At 41.6% G+C, this 18453-nt stretch carries 18 protein-coding genes; 5 read left to right on the top strand and 13 right to left on the bottom strand.

Annotation, left to right across the window (positions count from 1 at the left end):
* Positions 1-45: 45 nt before the first annotated feature.
* Positions 46-1203, top strand: a complete 1158-nt coding sequence (locus V6Z54_RS11300) for an oxalate decarboxylase family bicupin (protein ID WP_041088389.1) — start codon at positions 46-48, stop codon at positions 1201-1203.
* 267 nt (positions 1204-1470) lie between these two features.
* Here V6Z54_RS11300 and V6Z54_RS11295 read toward each other — a convergent pair whose 3' ends face one another.
* The 3 genes from V6Z54_RS11295 to V6Z54_RS11285 all read right to left on the bottom strand — a co-directional run bounded on the left by V6Z54_RS11295 (position 1471) and on the right by V6Z54_RS11285 (position 5035).
* Entirely contained in the window at positions 1471-2199 is a 729-nt protein-coding gene (locus V6Z54_RS11295) for an NPP1 family protein (protein WP_338527337.1), read from the bottom strand.
* A 259-nt stretch (positions 2200-2458) separates the two neighbouring features.
* On the bottom strand, positions 2459-3658 hold the full coding sequence (locus tag V6Z54_RS11290) for an MFS transporter (RefSeq protein WP_338527336.1): 1200 nt from the start codon (positions 3656-3658) through the stop codon (positions 2459-2461).
* A gap of 141 nt (positions 3659-3799) precedes the next feature.
* Positions 3800-5035: an alanine--glyoxylate aminotransferase family protein gene (locus tag V6Z54_RS11285; protein WP_338527335.1), complete on the bottom strand. Its 1236-nt coding sequence runs from the start codon at positions 5033-5035 to the stop codon at positions 3800-3802.
* A gap of 175 nt (positions 5036-5210) precedes the next feature.
* Here V6Z54_RS11285 and V6Z54_RS11280 point away from each other — a divergent pair, with 175 nt between their 5' ends.
* Positions 5211-6089: an endonuclease gene (locus V6Z54_RS11280; RefSeq protein ID WP_269102439.1), complete on the top strand. Its 879-nt coding sequence runs from the start codon at positions 5211-5213 to the stop codon at positions 6087-6089.
* A 12-nt stretch (positions 6090-6101) separates the two neighbouring features.
* On the opposite strand, the gene V6Z54_RS11275 is transcribed toward V6Z54_RS11280, so the two are convergent.
* The 5 genes from V6Z54_RS11275 to V6Z54_RS11255 all read right to left on the bottom strand — a co-directional run bounded on the left by V6Z54_RS11275 (position 6102) and on the right by V6Z54_RS11255 (position 10317).
* A complete protein-coding gene (locus tag V6Z54_RS11275; RefSeq protein ID WP_338527334.1) occupies positions 6102-6845 on the bottom strand; it encodes an IucA/IucC family C-terminal-domain containing protein in 744 nt (247 codons plus the stop codon).
* Between the two features lie 21 nt (positions 6846-6866).
* Positions 6867-7904 carry an iron ABC transporter permease gene (locus tag V6Z54_RS11270; RefSeq protein ID WP_041088377.1) on the bottom strand — a complete coding sequence of 346 codons (1038 nt, stop codon included), beginning with the start codon at positions 7902-7904 and terminating at the stop codon, positions 6867-6869.
* Positions 7897-8913 (bottom strand): iron ABC transporter permease, encoded by a 1017-nt coding sequence (locus V6Z54_RS11265; protein WP_034623828.1) that lies wholly within the window; start codon positions 8911-8913, stop codon positions 7897-7899. Before V6Z54_RS11265 ends, V6Z54_RS11270 begins: the two co-directional genes overlap by 8 nt.
* Before the next feature lie 73 nt (positions 8914-8986).
* Positions 8987-9943, bottom strand: a complete 957-nt coding sequence (locus V6Z54_RS11260; protein WP_338527333.1) for an iron-siderophore ABC transporter substrate-binding protein — start codon at positions 9941-9943, stop codon at positions 8987-8989.
* Positions 9944-10137: 194 nt separating this feature from the next.
* Positions 10138-10317: a hypothetical protein gene (locus V6Z54_RS11255; protein ID WP_041088371.1), complete on the bottom strand. Its 180-nt coding sequence runs from the start codon at positions 10315-10317 to the stop codon at positions 10138-10140.
* A 67-nt stretch (positions 10318-10384) separates the two neighbouring features.
* On the opposite strand from V6Z54_RS11255, the gene V6Z54_RS11250 reads away from it, so the two are divergent.
* A complete protein-coding gene (locus tag V6Z54_RS11250) occupies positions 10385-10492 on the top strand; it encodes an LCI fold-containing protein (protein WP_117616635.1) in 108 nt (35 codons plus the stop codon).
* A 252-nt stretch (positions 10493-10744) separates the two neighbouring features.
* On the opposite strand, the gene psiE is transcribed toward V6Z54_RS11250, so the two are convergent.
* From psiE to V6Z54_RS11235, 3 genes are read right to left on the bottom strand one after another with little or no spacing between them, the layout of a single operon-like run.
* Entirely contained in the window at positions 10745-11173 is a 429-nt protein-coding gene (psiE, locus tag V6Z54_RS11245; RefSeq protein WP_039181241.1) for a phosphate-starvation-inducible protein PsiE, read from the bottom strand.
* A gap of 37 nt (positions 11174-11210) precedes the next feature.
* The gene (locus V6Z54_RS11240) at positions 11211-12518 is read right to left on the bottom strand and encodes a HAMP domain-containing sensor histidine kinase (RefSeq protein WP_041088368.1); all 1308 of its coding nucleotides are present in this window, start codon (positions 12516-12518) and stop codon (positions 11211-11213) included.
* A complete protein-coding gene (locus V6Z54_RS11235) occupies positions 12505-13200 on the bottom strand; it encodes a response regulator transcription factor (protein WP_338527332.1) in 696 nt (231 codons plus the stop codon). Before V6Z54_RS11235 ends, V6Z54_RS11240 begins: the two co-directional genes overlap by 14 nt.
* A gap of 250 nt (positions 13201-13450) precedes the next feature.
* Here V6Z54_RS11235 and V6Z54_RS11230 point away from each other — a divergent pair, with 250 nt between their 5' ends.
* Positions 13451-14656, top strand: coding sequence for a DUF418 domain-containing protein (locus tag V6Z54_RS11230; protein ID WP_338527331.1), 1206 nt, complete (start codon positions 13451-13453; stop codon positions 14654-14656).
* A gap of 83 nt (positions 14657-14739) precedes the next feature.
* Here the strand turns inward: V6Z54_RS11230 and V6Z54_RS11225 are convergent, their stop codons facing one another.
* Positions 14740-15672: a WYL domain-containing protein gene (locus V6Z54_RS11225; protein WP_338527330.1), complete on the bottom strand. Its 933-nt coding sequence runs from the start codon at positions 15670-15672 to the stop codon at positions 14740-14742.
* Positions 15673-15753: 81 nt separating this feature from the next.
* Here V6Z54_RS11225 and V6Z54_RS11220 point away from each other — a divergent pair, with 81 nt between their 5' ends.
* Positions 15754-16398: an NAD(P)H-dependent oxidoreductase gene (locus V6Z54_RS11220; RefSeq protein WP_269102453.1), complete on the top strand. Its 645-nt coding sequence runs from the start codon at positions 15754-15756 to the stop codon at positions 16396-16398.
* 167 nt (positions 16399-16565) lie between these two features.
* On the opposite strand, the gene V6Z54_RS11215 is transcribed toward V6Z54_RS11220, so the two are convergent.
* Positions 16566-18422, bottom strand: coding sequence for an alpha/beta fold hydrolase (locus V6Z54_RS11215; protein ID WP_338527329.1), 1857 nt, complete (start codon positions 18420-18422; stop codon positions 16566-16568).
* Positions 18423-18453 lie beyond the last annotated feature (31 nt).

Raw genomic sequence — 18453 nt, 5'->3', positions numbered from 1 at the left:
CATATAGTTTGGAAGAGAAAAAAGAGTCTCAAGGAGGGATGACAAATGGATGATGAGCTCCGTCACATCCCGCAGCCCATTCGAAAGGATGGCGCGGGTGCCACCGACTTAGGCCCGCGTGATGTCCTTCGAGATATAGAGAACCCAGATATGCTCGTTCCCCCTAAAACCGATGCCGGAACAATTCCTAATTTAAAATTTTCATTTTCTGATACACACATGCATTTGAATCACGGCGGCTGGTCGAGGGAAATTACGAAGCGGGAGCTGCCTGTTTCAACAACGATTGCAGGTGTCAACATGCGGCTCACACGCGGAGGTGTTCGTGAGCTTCATTGGCATAAACAGGCGGAATGGGCGTATATGATTTTAGGCAAAGCCCGCATCACATCTGTAGATGCAGAAGGGCGAAATATGATCGCTGATATAGAAGAAGGCGATTTGTGGTATTTTCCACCTGGTATCCCGCACTCCATCCAAGGACTTGAGGATGGATGTGAGTTCCTTCTTGTATTTGATGATGGCGATTTTTCTGAATTTGATACATTCACGATCACAGACTGGTTTGCCCATACACCAAAAGAGATTCTATCCGCCAATTTTGGTGTTCCTAAGAAATTGTTTGACCGTATTCCGAATAAGCAGCGCTATATGTTTCAAGGCTCACCGCCGGCATCTTTAGAAAGCCAAACGGTATCTGATCCATACGGGAGCATTAAGCCGCCATTTACGCACCAGCTTCTTCGTCAAAAGCCGCTAACGACCTCAGGCGGAACCGTCCGCATTGTCGACTCACAGAATTTCCCGATTTCAAAAACGATTGCGGCTGCACTTGTCGAAGTAAAACCTGGCGGCATGAGAGAAATGCACTGGCACCCTAATAATGATGAGTGGCAATACTATTTAACCGGTACGGCCAAAATGACGGTCTTTGGAGCAGGAGGTACTGCCCGCACCTTTAATTACAGAGCAGGTGATGTTGGATATGTTCCTTTTGGTATGGGGCATTACATCCAAAATATCGGCCAAACGAGCCTTTGGTTTTTAGAAATTTTTAAAAGTGACCGGTTTGCAGATATTTCGTTGAATCAGTGGATGGCTTTAACCCCGCCTCAATTAGTGAAAGAGCATTTACACGTAGATGATGCGATGATTCGTGCGCTTCATAAAGAAAAATCACCTGTCGTGAAAAATGAGAGATGATGCGATTTTGTTTATAAAAAAACCGATCATTTTTTAGATGATCGGTTCAGATTGTTGACAAAGTGCTAAAATGATCTTGATTTTAGCACTTTGTCTTCTTTTCAGCGTGATAGAAAACCTTTGCAGTCTAGGAAGGACGGCTACCTTTGCGGAGCGAATTTGACATTCGTGAGCATCGGAGCCTAGACCTGACAAAGAATGCGAGGGTTTGTCTACACGCTGGACCGATCATTTTTTAGATGATCGATTTTTTATCATGGTTAACCCTTATCGATACCACGCTTTTGCTAAATTGTTTTTAAAATTACTATCTTTGAAAGGTACGTTTGCACTTCCAAAGTCTGTTGTATTCAATGCATGTCTTGCTGCCGGCGTTAGATCATCCCAGCCAATTAAAGGTTGCATCCCTTTACCGCTCACATTGCCGCTTACATCCAGCTCGTGGTTCAATGGCCAGTTGCTATCATAACCAACCAAAGGATTTGTTCCTAAAATACTTGCGGCACTCGGTGCTGCTTTCTTATATTGCCCATGACCTGAGTAAGCAATCGATTGAACACGCGGGCTCGCTACAGCCGGGTTGTCAATCCAAACGACAATGGATTCCCAGTCATGACGATGACCAAAGCCCGGTGATGGATTATCTTTTGGGAAATACCAAGCATACATAATCGCCCAGCTGCCATTGTACCAATCTGAACGTGAATATACTTGACCGATATTACTGCTGCATCCACCATTATGTGAACCGCTCGTTTTTAACCCTCTGCTTGTGTTTCCAGCAGCATCTACAGCTGGGAATGGTACACATCCATGCCATACTTTCAAATAAGGCTGAAATTTTTTCGCCGCTTTTTGTGTAACAGTTGTTGGATTGACTTCTCTAAAACCAACTACCTTGTCATGATCAATTTCTGCCGCATGAACTGCTGATGGCACCGCTGTACTAAACATGGTGACGATAAAAAATATAACGAAAAACATAAACTTCTTCATTTCCTATCCCCTTTTTTCTTGATTATCTCAGTTACCTCATGCTGTCGAGATTGATGTTAACATTGCAGAAAAAACCAATCAATCAATTTTTACACAAAATGTATACTCTCAAAGACCTAAATAGATGGATTCTTTCTCAGTAAAAGGTTTAAATATTGATAAACTATACTATTCATTTACATAAACTATAAAACATCTACTATTTTTAATTGGAATTTTTCTAAATGCATTTCATTCAATAAAAAAGATTGTAGATCAACTACAATCTTCCTTGCGCTGCATAAGCATGCTGCACTTTTTTCCCCCACACGATGGATGCAGCGAAACTGACGCAAAGCACCAGTGTTCCAAACATAAAAGGAAACTCAATATTCACATCAAATAATATACCCGCAAGACTTGGTCCGACGATATTGGCAAGGCTCATAAAGGATGTATTGAGACCGCCTGCCACCCCTTGCTGATTGCCTGCCATCTTGGACAGCAATGTATTGAGGGCTGGACGGACAAATGACGTAGCCGATAAAAATAAAATCGAACCTGTAAAGATCAACCAAAAGGACGGCGCAAAACGGCAGGCGATCAGCATGAAAGCCGCACCTAACAGCGCATAACGCACGACTCTCATCTCTCCAAATCGTTTCACACAGGCATTCACTAACGCACCTTGGACAAGCACCCCAGCAAGACCCGCAACCGTAATCACAAAGGCAATATCCTTCGGTGAAAATCCGTGTTTTTGGTCTACATATAAGCCGAAAATCGATTCAAAGTGAATGATCCCGAAATTGAGGACAAAGGCCAATATAAACAAAAAGCCGTACGATGTCTTTAGGGCCTCGATCATTTGTACAAAAGGATTGAAATGAATGTCCTTGTTGAGCCGCGCCTCTTCCTGCTTTTCCTTTGTTAATGTTTCAGGTAAGAATAGGATGGATAACAAAGTAGAAAGGGCGGCAAAGGAACCGGCAATGAGAAATGGAAAAGCGATCCCGTACTCAACCAAATAGCCGCCTACGCCCGGCCCAATGACAAAACCTAGTGTCATCGCTGCACTGAATAGACCCATTCCTTTCCCTCGGTCCTTTTCACTTGTGATATCAGCGATGTATGCAAACATGGCCGGCATGAGCAAAGCCCCGGCAGCACCGCCTAAAAAGCGAGACACAAACAGCATCCAAAGCTGATCAGCAAAAGCAAAAATAAACTGAGCAATCGTAAAGCCGGCAATCCCAGCAATGATCAATTTTCTTCGTCCAAATCGATCGGTCAGTGCCCCGGCAACCGGCGATAACGCAAATTGTGTAAAACCTGTTGCAGCGACAAGAAAACCGAGTGTTTTTCCTGTTGCGCCAAAGGCTTCGATGTAACTCGGCATAACAGGTACAATGAGGCCAAAGCCAAGCATGGCAATAAAAATATTGAGCATCAAAATGTATAATCTGCCCATCTTCTTCATACAAAAAACCTCTTTCTGCAAAATAAAAAAATGATGAGAACTACTTCAGTATAGCGATATCTCCGTCTATAAGTCTAGTTTTTCAAAAAATAGTGTTCTTTTCCAAATAAAAAATACCCGCCAATGGCGAGTATGATGTATCTATTCAGCTTGTTCATAGATAGAAAGAGCCGCCTGAAGCCCTGCTCCGCAATGGATAGACGCACCGTGTTTGATGAGAATCGCTTCCAGCCCCGCTAACACAAACAGCACATTTTCCTTTCGGCAGCTGTAGCCCATTGTCCCAATTCTCCATATACGGCCAGCAAGCGGTCCAAAGGAGCTTGCAATCTCAATTCCAAAATGATGAAGCAGGTCGGCACGGACCGCTTCTCCGTCAATACCGCTTGGAATGACAACACAGGTCACAACCGGCATTTTACAATCTGGATCACCAAACAATTCAAGCCCCATCGCTTCAAGACCTTTCATCAAGGCTTTTTCATGATACGCGTGTCTTTGAAAACGTTCAGACAGCCCTTCTTCCAGCACAAGACGAACCCCTTCTCGCAGTGCATAGAGCATAGTTGTCGCTTCTGTATGATGATTTAATCGTCTTGGGCTCCAATAATCCTGAAGCTGGCTTAAATCAAAATAATTGCTTTTGATTGGAGAAATATCGATCTGTTTTTGTAATTCATCCTGTGTCGCTATCCCTTTTTCTACTTTCTTTCTCGATTCAATGACAGCTGCGACTCGGTCATTATATGTAATAGGTGACATGCCTGATGGAACAGATAAACATTTCTGCGTGCCGCCAATCGCCGCATCAATTTTCCATTCGTCCACTTTTACATCGACACCGCCAATGGTTGCCACAGCGTCTACAATGAACAGCGCATCAAGAGCTCGGCATGCTTCACCGATTTGCTTGAGCGGCTGCAATCGTCCGGTGGATGTTTCACCATGAACCATGGCAACGATTTTAGGCTTGACCTGCTTTATTTCTTGGATGATGTCGGCAGGATCAAAAACCGTCCCCCATTCACATTCCATAGTATGTACCTCAGCACCGTAGCGCTGCCCTATTTCAATGAGCAGGTGACCGAAGCGTCCAAAGACGGGCACAAGCATCGAATCTCCCGGCTCAATCACACTGGCGAGCACAGCTTCAAGCCCTGAACGGGACGTACCGTCAATTGGATAAGCCCATTTGTTTTCTGTTTGAAAAAGTGACCGCAATAAGGTCATTGTTTCGTTCATTATGTGTGTAAATGCTGGATCAAATTGACCGAGAATAGGGGTGCTCATCACACGGAGCACTCTCGGGTCTACTTCTACGGGCCCCGGTGTCATTATCGTTCTTGAAGGTGTTTGCAGTTCTTTCACGTTATCCATCCTCTCTCTCCCTTGCTGTCCATCCTTATAAGCCCACTTATACAGGAATGCTCCTAAAATAGCAATCTCTTTTCCTACGAACTTATTACATAAAATTTACGAGAAATCCATTTATTTCTTCATAACAATATGATAGAAATAAAGAGAATACATTCCCTATCAAGGAGGAAATCGAATGAAAAGAACTTTATTTGGAACTGTGGCCGCCGGAATCATGATATTCGGCACATTCGCCGCCCCGCTGCCTCCAGCTGCAAATGCTCAAGCCTTCACGCTGAATGAACCAAGTCAAACGATCACCTTTTCCCCGTTACAGCTTCAAAACGAAACATCAGCTCAACAAACGCAAACTGCCGCCACAAGTCAAATCGATTCCTATTACCAATCTGCTGCTGGCAAATCAGGACCCGCTCTTAAAAAGGCTTTACACGATATCATTGATGATCATACGCAGCTATCCTACAGCCAGGTTTGGGATGCATTAAAGAAAACAGATGAAGATCCCAATAACCCAAACAATGTGCTGCTGCTTTATAGTGGTGGCTCCCGCTCAAAGCAAGCGAATGGCGGAAATGTCGGCCAGTGGAACAGAGAGCATGTCTGGGCCAAGTCTCATGGCAATTTTGGGACAAGCCAGGGGCCTGGGACAGATCTCCACCACCTTCGTGCGACAGATGTGCAAACGAACAGCACACGTGGAAATTTAGATTTTGATACAGGCGGTAATGAATACAAAGGGGCGCCGGGCAATTTCTACGACAGCGACTCATTCGAACCTCACAGCCGGGTCAAAGGAGATGTTGCGAGAATGCTCTTTTATATGGCGGTTCGCTACGAGGGTGATGACCGCTTTCCAGATTTAGAATTAAACGACAAAGTGAATAATGGAAGCTCCCCTCTTCACGGCAAAATGTCTGTGCTTCTCAAATGGCACAAGCAGGACCCAGTCGATCAAATCGAACGGAACCGCAATGAGATCATATATCAAACGTATCAGCACAACCGCAACCCTTTTATCGATCATCCTGAATGGGCAAGTGAGATTTGGGAATAAAAAAGGGCACTGCTACGAGCAAGCAGTGCCTTTCTTTTGTTCAAGAGGACAAACAAGACAATAATCGAGACTCTCCGATTTTTTCCCAAGCTTATAATACATACAGCAGGTTTTCCGGTTGGATGTTTCAAGTAAGCTGTCGTCTAGGTTTAAACTGTGCTGAAATGGATTTTGCTGAGCTCCAAATACATCCCCAGCCGCCTGCTTCAGGTACAGATAATCCTCCCGCACGCGCTGCTTCACCGCAGGTTCTTCCGCTTCCCGCATCATGCTTCGATAAAGAGAGTTGATTCGAACCGCTACATTTTCCCATAAAATACGATAAGAGAGTTTTGATGTGCGGTTCAGCACGTCTAAAAGAGGCGTGACACACTCCGTAAACAGCGCACGTACGACCTTCTCTCTCCACTCATGCCGATCTCCTTCTAGTGGAACAAACGAACACGCCGCCTCATCCACTTCAATTTTCCGATCCTTTCTAAATGCACATGCTGCTGGTGGAAACTGATAGACACCGTCATACAGCGTCATCAAATATAGAGAGGAACTGACGGCTAAATAGGCATACCGCTTTGAAAACATAGAAGCTGCTACCGCAAGATTGGGTGCATGCATCGCATCCTTTTCAGCTTCTAATAAACGTATGACGGCTGCTTCTGAAAAAAGCGCAGCAAGTGTGCGATCAGATGTCATTGGTCCATTTGTGATGTGTACCCCAAAATCAAGTAATTCTCTCTCAACCCACTCTGGCCTCATATCAAAACCCCCATCTTCTGTTTATCGATTGCGCTGTTGATATAACAAATAAATAAAGAACGGTGCACCAATAGCTGCCGTAAATACACCTGCTGGGACGTCTAACGGTAGAAATGCGGTTCTAGCCACAAGATCAGCCAGCATCACGAGAATACTTCCAACAAGCGCAGATGCTGGGACAAGCGCTATGAATGAACGTCCAATGATCATCCGTGCAACGTGCGGCGCCATGAGTCCAACAAATTCAATGCCGCCTGCAAATGCGACTGCAACACCAGCCAATGTCACACTCATCAGGAGAAAGAATAATCGTTTCGCCTGCACTTTTACCCCAAGACCTGTTGCCAGATCATCTCCAAGTTCTTTTACATTCATCGTTCTTGCTAACACCATGACAATCGGTAAAATAATCATCACCCAAGGAAGCATCGCAGTGACGTCTTTCATCGTAGTACCATATAAACTGCCCGTCAGCCAGATATATGACTTTGTCGTTGTCATCGTATCACTAAGAACAAGAGTAAATGTCACACATGCCTTCATAATGGCAGAAATCCCAATCCCCATTAGAACAAGTGTGATCGGTTTGACCCCTTTTTTCCATGAAAGCAAATAGATCAGGCACGATACCGCAAAAGCACCGGCAATCGCCCATAAGGATTGATAAGCAATGGGCACAGTACCCATCCAAAAGACGATGAACATAATCGCACCAAACGAAGCACCACTCGTAATCCCAATGATGTCAGGTGATGCCAGCGGGTTGCGGATCAATCCTTGCAAAATAAGCCCTGATACTGCAAGCGCAGCTCCGACTAAGACAGCCAGCAGCGTTCGTGGAATCCTCAGCGTATTTAACACAAAGGAATTTCCCTCCCCCTGACCGATTAAATGAAGCAGCACATCCACCGGCTGAATGAACCTGCTTCCCATACTGAGACTAAGAATAAATAAACAAAAGGCAATGGCCGTCAATAAAAGTAAAATCAAAAACGTCCGCTTTGAAAATTGAAATGAAATGCGCCCGCCTTTAGAACGCACTGTATATGTTTTAGCCACCTGTCTTCAACCCCTTGCGCACGAGATAAACAAATAGAGGCGCTCCTGCTACCGCCGTCATGACACCAATCGGCACTTCCTGCGGCATGATCAGAAAACGAGCCGCCAGATCCGCGGCAAGTAAAAGCGACGCCCCCACAACGGCACAATACGGCAGTACCCAGCGATGGTCAGGCCCGACAAGCTTTTTCACAATATGCGGCACAAGAAAACCAACAAAACCAATTGAACCGGCAACAGCGACCGAACCACCTGCTAAAAAGACGACGAGTACACCCATCGTGATTTTCAGCAGCAATGTACGCTGGCCAAGTCCTTTGGCAATATCATCTCCCGACAAAAGAACATTAATAGAACGTCCTAGAAGCAGCGCCACAATAGTCGCACCGAGAATATAAGGTAACACAGGGATTAACATATCAATGCTTCTTCCAGACACTGAACCAGCCATCCAGAACAAAATACTTTGAATTGACTGTTCATTCACGATTAAAAGACCTTGTGTAAAAGACGCAAACAGGGCAGATATCGCCGCTCCTGCAAGGACAATTTTGACCGGGGTCAATCCATCTCTTCCAATGGAACCCAATAGAAAAACGAGCATCCCTGCAATCGCTGCGCCTAGAAAGGCTGTCCACATATAGCTTGTTAACGACTCTGTTGAAAAGAAGACAATCGATATCACGATAAAAAATAGTCCACCTGCATTAATTCCTAATAAATCAGGCGCCGCAAGCGGATTTCTTGTCAATGCCTGCATGAGTGCACCTGAAATCGCCAGACTAGATCCAACGACCGTTGCGATTAAAGCTCTTGATAATCTGGATGTCATGACAATGACACTGTTTGGATCCGATTCATCAAATTGAAGAAAAGCATGGATGGTGGCTTTGAGGGAAATTGAGGTTTGCCCAAGGGAAATACTGAGCATAAAAAAGACCAACATCAACACAATGAATCCAGCAAAAAGCAGTGCCTTGCTTGAATCCTTTTTTAATAAACTTCTCATCTGATTCCCGCTTTCAATCTGTTATGGAAAAAAGGAGAAAATGGTATGTTCACATTTTCTCCTCTGTTATGACTTATTTATCAATTCCTAGACGATCGTAAATATCATCAAGCATCATGTTTGCAGCGATAATACCGCCGCCCATGTTCCAAGTGATTTCATCTACTTTATGCACTTGTTTCGCTTTCACTGCGTCAAGCTGCTTCCATAAAGGATGACTCGTCCACTCTTTATATGCTTTCTCAACCGCCTTATCTTGATCATCCATGAAGTAATAGATCACATCTGCATCCATTTGCGGAATGCTCTCTTTGTCTGTAAGTGTAATAATGTCTTGCTTTTTATCTTTGACATTCTTAGGTCCTTCAAAGCCTAGCTCTGTTAAAATCGACCCTGCGAAACCAGTTTGATAGATTCTAGCATGGTCTGCACGGAAGTTCACCACAGACACACTCATTGGCCAGTTTTTGATGTCTTTTTTCGCTTTTTCTTTGAAATCAGCGACACGGTTATCCCACTTCGTCAGCAATTCTTTTGATTTGTCTTGCTTGTTTAATGCTTCACCCATTAATTTCACTGTGTCTTTAAAAGTGAACACTGTTTCTGTTGCAACAGTTGGAGCGATTTCTTTCAGCTGATCAAAAATTTGCTCGTGGCGGATTTTCGATGCAATAATCAAATCAGGCTTGAGCTTTTCAATTTCTTCTAAGTTTGGCTGTGTTTCCTGCCCAACAATTTTAACATCCTTTAAGTCATCTCTTAAATATTTATACGTAGGTGCTTCAAGCCATGATTCAACAACACCCACTGGTTTAATGCCCATAGCGACTGCTGCATCCGTTGCTCCTTGGTACAGTGTCACAATACGCTTTGGTTTATCCTTAATATTGTCAGTTGAACCGATAGCGCTTTCAACAGTCCTTGTTTTCTCTTTACTATCTGACTTACCGTCACTGCTATTGCTGCCGCAAGCTGCAAGTAAAACGATGGAGAGCACAACTAATAGCGACCAGAAAGATTTTTTGAACATGTACCTCACCTATCCATTCTATATGTAGTCATTTCGTTTGATAACGATTCTCATTATCACAATTTGATTTTATCATAGAAAAAGATGGTGTCAATGTAAAATATAAAAATAACAGATGATAATCTCCTAACCACTAAATGACATATTGTGGAAAATATAATTCTTTCGTCTCTTTTTTGCCGACATCTATTTTCCTATAATGGAATTGTAACAAATACAAATTTTGGAAGGGGAATGATCATAATGAATTGGAAAAAAACAATGACTGGTGTCGCTCTTTCTTTTGGGTTACTTCTTTCTTCGTATGTTCCAGCAGCAAATGCTACTTCATCTTCACCAGCAAAAAGTTCAGATGGCGTTGCTCGTACAAGCAATTTCGAGACGCCCTGTCCCGCAGATATCTTACGGAAATTTCGCAACTCAAACAAGCCTTACTTATGTATGTATTCCGACACAGCTATTTTTGCAAACTCTTTCACAGCATACGGAATGAAATGGTATTTTAAAGGAAGCTCTGGACTCTATGCTTATTATGAGGGTGCTATATAATCCATAAAGTAAAAAACACCGATAAGTGAATGTTGTGATCTTTAGCAGCATTTCATTTATTGGTGTTTTTTATAGGAATTATTATCCTACAAAACCTGGCTTGTCTGTTATCTCTTTGAATTTGCAGACAAAGGTGTGTAGGAGAAAGAATTCATGATTTGCTCACTCCATATATCGGACTGATCAAATACAGATAGACCATGATCAATTATCTAACGAAAAAGACGAACGTCCACCGTTCGCCTTCTTTCCTCATTTCACTTCCTCATGCTCTTGAGCAGCATCTCTTTTGCTCGCGATAAAGAGTGCACAGGTCATAGCAAGTATGGCCAGCGCCCACCAGAACGTCGATACCGCCTCTTCATGATCAATAATAATCAAACGGATGACAGCTGTGATCCCTATATAAATAAAATAGCGAAGCGGAAAATGAAAGTTGGATTTAAAGTATTTAATAATTAAGGCAATAAACTCAAAGTACATAAAGAAGATCAGCAGTTCCCCAAGCATTCCATAATAGCTTTCTCCTTTGTTGAATAGTGTCTTATAAACAAATTGAACAATGTACCATGTTTCACTGATTAAGAGAACGCTTAAAGCGATGGCCAAAAAGAACAGACAGATATTGAGAAGGCCTTGTAAGAGATCAGGTATCTTTTGGAAGTTGTTGAATCGTTTCATTGAGTTGTCTCTCCATTCCAGTATATTTATTTGTTGTTTACATTTTGATATTCCAAAATCGCAGCACGATGTAGTAAACATCGTTCCTTTCTATACTTTCAAACTGCCCGTTCATGCGGGTCATCATTCGTTTGATGCTTCGTTCACCAAGTCCATTGCTTTCCGGCGTGACCTTTGTCTCTTTTATCACATTGCTGACATGGATCTCAAAGATTTCTTGATCGGATAAAAACGTGAGATTGATATCCTTTTTAGGATCTGCGTATTTCCGTATATTGGACATCACATTATCAAATACTCGGCCAAGCAGCTCAACATTCACATTGATATAGCTGTCAGGCAGCTCTCCTAAAAGATGAACCTTAAAGTTCTCTTGATGCAGGATGGCCACCTGATCTGACAGGAGATCGTAAACCACCTCTTTGACTGCAACGGTCTCAAGCTCAGATTCATGTTCTTTATCCAGCAAAAAATAGGCAAACAGATTGTCAGACAGATTTTTTAATTGCAGTGCTTTCCCGTAGGCACTCGCTATATATTGATCTTTACGGCTATCCGCTCCAGTCTCCTCTTTTTTCGCAAACTCCAGATTCATCATCAGCGACGTCAGCGGTGTTCTCATATCATGGGACATTTCAGTGACCAAGCTGCGGCTCTCTTCTTGCAGTTCATCAATGGCTTGAAGCTTGTCCAAAAAGGCTTTTCGCAGATCCTCAATACTTTTGGCAATCATCGCTAATTCATCATGCCCTTTTACCGTCATCTCATAGTCCAGCTCTCCGCCTTCAAGAATATGAATCTCTTGATGAATCATTTGCAGGTAGCGCAGACTTTTGCGAATGCCGAGAAGAACAATGAGGAGAAATATAAGCGTTGCCCCGAGCAGCTCGAGTGTAAAGGCAAGATCGTGGTAGCGAGATGAATAGAATCCGTCCACCATGACGCGGCCTTTACCGTCGCTAAACTGAACCGGATACGAATGATGCTTAGCGTACTGGGTCATTCTTTCTTTTCCGTACGCCGATTCATCGGCAGCCGAATAGATGGAGTCATATTGTAGCACCTCATCCTTGAAGATAGTCAAATTAATGTAATTCTCTTTTTTCACCCACTCGCCAAACGCTATTCGATCCGTTGAATACAGCTCATTCTCAGACACGTAGCGGCTGAATTTTTGAATATACTTGGCTGACTCCTGCTCGTAATACTCGTCCGAACTCAAATATCCATCAATTAAATCATTGGTGATCTTTTGCAGCGTCAAAAAGACAATACCACTTACGATTGCAGCAGCTAAAATCAACAGCGCCAGCTTTTTGGCCAGTGTATATTTACGATGTGCCAAATCGATATCCTCTTCCCCATTCAGTTTTGATATATACAGGGCGCGCAGGATCATCTTCAATTTTGGCACGAAGCTTTCGAATATGCACCATCACCGTATTATTGGAACAATAGAAATAGGGCTGCCCCCACACGCTTTCATAAATATTTTGAGCAGAAAATATTTTGTTTCGCCTGCTCATGAGCAGCTTTAACATCCGATATTCTAGATCAGACAGCTTAATTTGCTGGTTTTCTTTCCATACTTCATTAAATTCTTCACTTACCCTCAGCTTGCCCCCAACAAGAAAGGTCTCTTCCTGCTCCTTTTTTTCCTGATAGACGGTATACCTGCGTAATTGTGCAATGACTCTAGCATGAAGCTCCTCTTCTGAGAAGGGCTTTGTCATATAATCATCCCCACCGGCAAGTAATCCTTCAGTTTTATCGAATGTGCTCGACTTGGCTGTCAGAAATAGAATTGGGACGTTTGATGAGGCTCTTATGTGCTGGCACGTTTCGATGCCTGAAAGCCCTGGCATCATCACATCTAAAATCACCAAATCGAGTGAATCCTCCACAAGCTTCAATGCTTGCTCGCCATTCATCGCTCTTAGCACCTCATATCCTGCACGTGAAAGGGATTCCTGCAGAAGGTCACCAATATCCTGATCATCTTCTACGACTAATATTCGATGGGTCATGTCTCTCACCTCATGTAATGTGTTGCTCTTTCTTTTATGTCTTTACTATATATCATCTAGCTATGTGAAAAGATACAGCATAAACCTTAACAGTTTATGAATTTGAGCATACGCCATCAATTTGTCACATTTATTTTCAAAAAATTGGATCTTCATAAATTGTTAAGAATTGGGCCGTATATTGATTCATTGTAAGGATCAATGAATTGATCCGAATGACATTTATCATAACAAGAAAAGGAGCATGGATATGAATGCAAACAAAGTAGCACACGGACAACCGATGAGTCTGCGAGAAAGGGTTCATTTCTTGGACATCGTACGAGGATTCGCCTTAATGGGGATTATTCTAGTCAATTACTTTTTGATCGTGGATTCGGCCAAGGGATTTGACATACAGTCAAATGATGTCTTTCACAATGTGGTGAATTGGTTTGCCTCGGGGAAATTCATTACACTGTTTTCCTTTCTATTCGGGGTTGGTTTTATGATTTTTATGGACCGAGCTGCTCAGAAGGTAGACAGTCCGAACAAGCTGTTTGCCCGCAGATTAACCATTCTCTTAGGATTTGGCCTTCTGCATTTGACCTTTGTTTGGATTGGTGACATTTTGGCCTATTATGCAGTCGCTGGCTTTTTTTTGCTTTTCTTTTACAAACGCACAGCCAAAACCATCCTATACTGGCTCATCACACTCTTTGTGATTCAATTGCTCACACCTATTTTCACGATGCTGTTCAATACCATGGACACAACATCATCAGGCAAGCTGGATTTTACTGATTTCGAGTTGACCAGCCACAACAGTCTGACTTATTTAACATCAATTAGTGATCGGTGGACAGATATGGTCACAATGGCTTCCAGTTCTTTTTCCACCGTCTATTCTATGTTCTTCATGTTTTTACTTGGTGTGTATTTTGTGAAAATGAAGTTTTTCAAAAACATGGAGGCGAAAAAAGCGATTTGGAATCGCATTTGGATCATTTTCACAATTGCATTTCTGATTACACAGAGCAGCACGATCATAGCAGCGGTCAATCCTTTTGAAAATACGCTCTGGATGAATATAGCCTCTGCCCTTGAACAAAACGGCGGATTAACAGGCAGTATGTTCTATATGAGTACACTTGCGATGCTGTTTCTTCACGTCCCTCAGCTGCGAGGTGCTTTGATGGTCTTTACCAAAGTCGGACGCATGTCACTGACCTGTTATTTGCTTCACTCCATCATTGGCACAATGCTATTTCTAAAATACGGAGCCGGACTTGCCAATCATCTTCAGCCAGCTGGCACGTTTATGATTGGACTGGGGGTTTATGTATTCCTAGTGCTCTTCAGTACACTATGGTTAAAGCGGTTTAAATATGGTCCGATGGAGTTTATTTGGCGTCAGCTGACGTATGGGAAGGTCGATGATAAATCGAAAACAAGCACAATGCATGTGGCGAAGTAACTGACATCATAGTAGTTAAAAAGAGTGAGAAAAGGCGAACTTTAGTGGTTCGCCTTTTCTGTAGTATATTAGTTTTTTGTGATTCAATACTGGTCAATCACTTCTCGCAATTGATTCAAATAACTTTCTTTCAATTCATCTGGGTATTCAATTTTCACATGTTTCCCAAATGACATCAAATAGTGTGTCATATACGATAATTCTTCTTGATTATACCCACCCACAATATAAGGAATATGATCAATGATCTCCAATCTCATATTTGGGTAATGATTCTTCAAAAACTTTTCTTTTCCTTGTTCCGTTAATCGACATTTAAATGAGATATCATGATAAGTTTTTTCGTACGCGAGTTGCAGTTCTTTTAATTCTTCCTTCGTAAATGTATCTCTGATTTCTTCTTCAATCATCATTTCCTTCATAAAGTCACATCTATAGATGCCCCACTTTTTATTTTGAACATCATATGCTTGAGAAAACCAAATGCCATTTCGATAAAACAACTCAAGAAATTGCAGCCTCATCCATTTATTTTCATATTGAGTGTAAGTCATCTTCACTATTTGATCTTCCATTATCGCCATTAAAATCAATTCCAAATGATTTTGTTCACTAACTGGTGCGACATTATAGTAATGAATCACATCCAAAGTCTCCGTAATCATTTGCTTTCTCTCTTCAGACATTGTGGCAAACAACTTTTGGCGAATTTGTGAGTAGGATTTTTTAAATGGTGTTGCTGACACCAGGTCTAGCGCTTTAAGAGCGAAAAAAATAGCTTGAACTTCTTCTATATTGAAATATATAGGAACCAATGGAGATTGATTCACCAGTCGATATCCTCCGTGTCTGCCATTTTCAACGTAAAAAGCTAAGCCCATTGACTCTAACTCTTCTATATCCCTTAAAGCCGTCCTTTTAGAAATGCCAAATTCGCATTGTAAATCCTTTAACTGAAAAGAGTGTTTATCACTTAAAAAAATAAGTTCTTGGTTTAATCGTTCTGATTTTTTCATTTGTTTCCCTCTTAAAAAGGTGACTTCTTTTGTCACCTTTATCGTTTATACTCAGCTTATCAAAAGAAAAGGAGCATGTACATGCAAACATTAATTATTAACGCGCACCCAGATTTCACTCATCGAGAAAGTTATTCAAACAAACTGCAAACACTATTTTTAGAACAGTTTAAAGAAAGGTTTCCTCATGAAGAACCAACCATTTTGCATTTATATGGAACTGAAATTCCTCGTATCGAAAAAGAACAGCTGCTAGGTATTTGGGATAAGCAAGCATCCGAACAAACATTAACGGCTACCGAAGAAAAAATCGCCGCTGCGTCATCTGCTTTATTGGCTCAATTCAAAGCACATCATCGAATTGTGATCGTGTCACCTGTTCATAATTTCAATGTGACTTCACGAATGAAAGATTATATAGATAATATCTTTATTGCGAGAGAAACGTTTAAATATACAGAAGATGGTTCAGTTGGTCTGATGACTGACGATTATCGTGTACTTTTGCTTCAAGCAAGTGGCTCAATTTTCACAAATAACGATCGTTATACACCTCTGGAATTTTCACATCATTACCTAAAAGAAATATTTCAAAACTTGATGGGCTTTCAACAATTTTATATTGTCCGAGCACAAGGAACAGCGATTTTAGAGCAAGATGCGATCTTACAATCTGCATCTGATGATATGACGAACACCTTAGATCAGTTTTATGCACCTAGTTAACTTCTATTGAATCAAAAAGACCCAAAACGAAAAATCGTGCTTTTTTTGATAAAAATCACCTTTTTCGTTTTAGGGTGCTATAAAATCTTTCACTTGATGTGTATCGGTGAGACCCCAAGCACTGCGACTTCATTTCAATTACGACATACTTTATTTATCCCACATTCTCAACTGCTAGTAAGACTATTTTTTATAACCAATGATGCCGTTTCACGCGGATGGCTAAGAGGAAAATGATGGCCATACGGAACTAAATCAACCTTACCAAGATGCGATGGAACAGAATAGCCTTTGTCATACTCCCCCCAAATCATGTGAAGATTATGCTTTGTTGCTTCATTGAAATCACCGAGATCGTTTTTCAATAGTAACTGGTTAAGCTGAACCGTCGTATTTAAAATTCTAGGAGACGTAAAACTGTTTCTGATTTTTTCAATATAATGTTCAGGGATGCTCTCCGTGCTTTCAAACAAACCGTTACTTAATAAATAACGCTCTATCATTTTAGAAGTTGCTAATTTTAATGTCCATTTGTTCATCCATTGTGGAACATTTAGCGATTTAGCATTTTCTTTAGCAACAGGCGGCTGAAGTAAAGTGATTGAATACTTCTTATCTATGTACCCTTGTCCCAATGCTTCAAGTAAGATAAATGCACCGAATGAATGACCAATGAGATGTGCACCATTTGTCGCTTTCTCCAATAACTTTTTCACTACATTCAAGTAGATATCTAGAAGGTTTTTCTCTCGTTTAAAAGGAGATCGTCCCAAGCCAGGAAGATCCAAGATCCATACAGGTTGACCCGTTTTTTCATGAAGCTCTTGCGCTAAAGGAAATAAATCCTCTCCATCACTCAATAAACCATGTAATAAAATAAACGGTTTCCCTTCTCCTTGTAATTGGTAAAGGGTGTTGTTATCGCATAATGTTCGCTCAAATACATGATAATGCTCACCATGTTGATCCTTCATGCGATAATCCAGATCAGCTACTACGGCAGGGAAAAAGTTCACGACACTCGTCTTCTTAAACCAATCCCCTCCCATTATGTTTTTCACTGAAGCATTTGAAAATGTTCGTTTAGTCATAAAATTGAGTCCATCAGAAGGAATGTTTGTTATTTTACTTACTCCACTTTTCATTATTGTTTTCATAAGCGGCATTGGGACAGAGATTTTGGGTGCCCTCATATTCATACTTTCCGACATCACACTTAATAATTCAGCAATGTTCGGATCGTTCTCTTTGTCTTCAACAAGTGTATATGTTTGAATAGCCGGCTGTTCGATCCTGAGAACCTGCACAATAAATTTTGCAAACTCATCGTTTGAAATCAGTGGCAGCCTATATCCCTTACCTCCAGGAATCACCGGCATGAGCCCTCTTCGCATACTCGTCACAAGCAAACCTAATCCTGCTATCTGCTCTGTACTCCCTGTTTTACTACTGCCGACGACAGTTGGCGGATTAATGACAGACAGCGGATAACCTAGTGCTGACGCCTGTTGACGGATATAAAGGTCTGCTAAAAATTTTGTTCTCTCATATGGATTTTTGATTTTCAAATAATTGTTTCCTTCTTTAAACACATCAATGGCAATCCTGCTATTTTCATCATCAAAGGGACTCATATAACCGACAACATGAATAAAATGCTGCAAGCCCTTCAATTGATGAATATTTTTAGCTAATTCACCAATATATTTGGCGCCATTTAAAAAGACGGAAGCTGCCTCGTTACTTGTCGCTTGAATATCCATGGGCCCTCCTGCGTGAATCAGCACATCCGTTTTCAACACCATCTCCATATCTTTAGCACTTAGACCTAAATCCATTTTCGTCAAATCACCTTCAATAAAGTGCATCACTTCCTGTTTTAAAATGCCTCTTTCTTGAAAAATACGTGTTGCTTTACTTTTCGACCTCACTAAAAGAAGAATGTTCACATCCTCTTTGGCTAATTCTTCGACCAATTGCCTTCCAATAAAGCCTGTTCCACCTGTTAAAAATACTGTTTTCATATGAAGTCTCCTTTTAGTACTATTTAGTACT

The organism is Bacillus sp. MAG717A (assembly GCF_036884855.1).
GTDB lineage: Bacteria > Bacillota > Bacilli > Bacillales > Bacillaceae > Bacillus > Bacillus safensis.
Note: the sequence above shows the minus strand (reverse complement) of the source record. Positions and strands in the feature narration are given on the sequence as shown.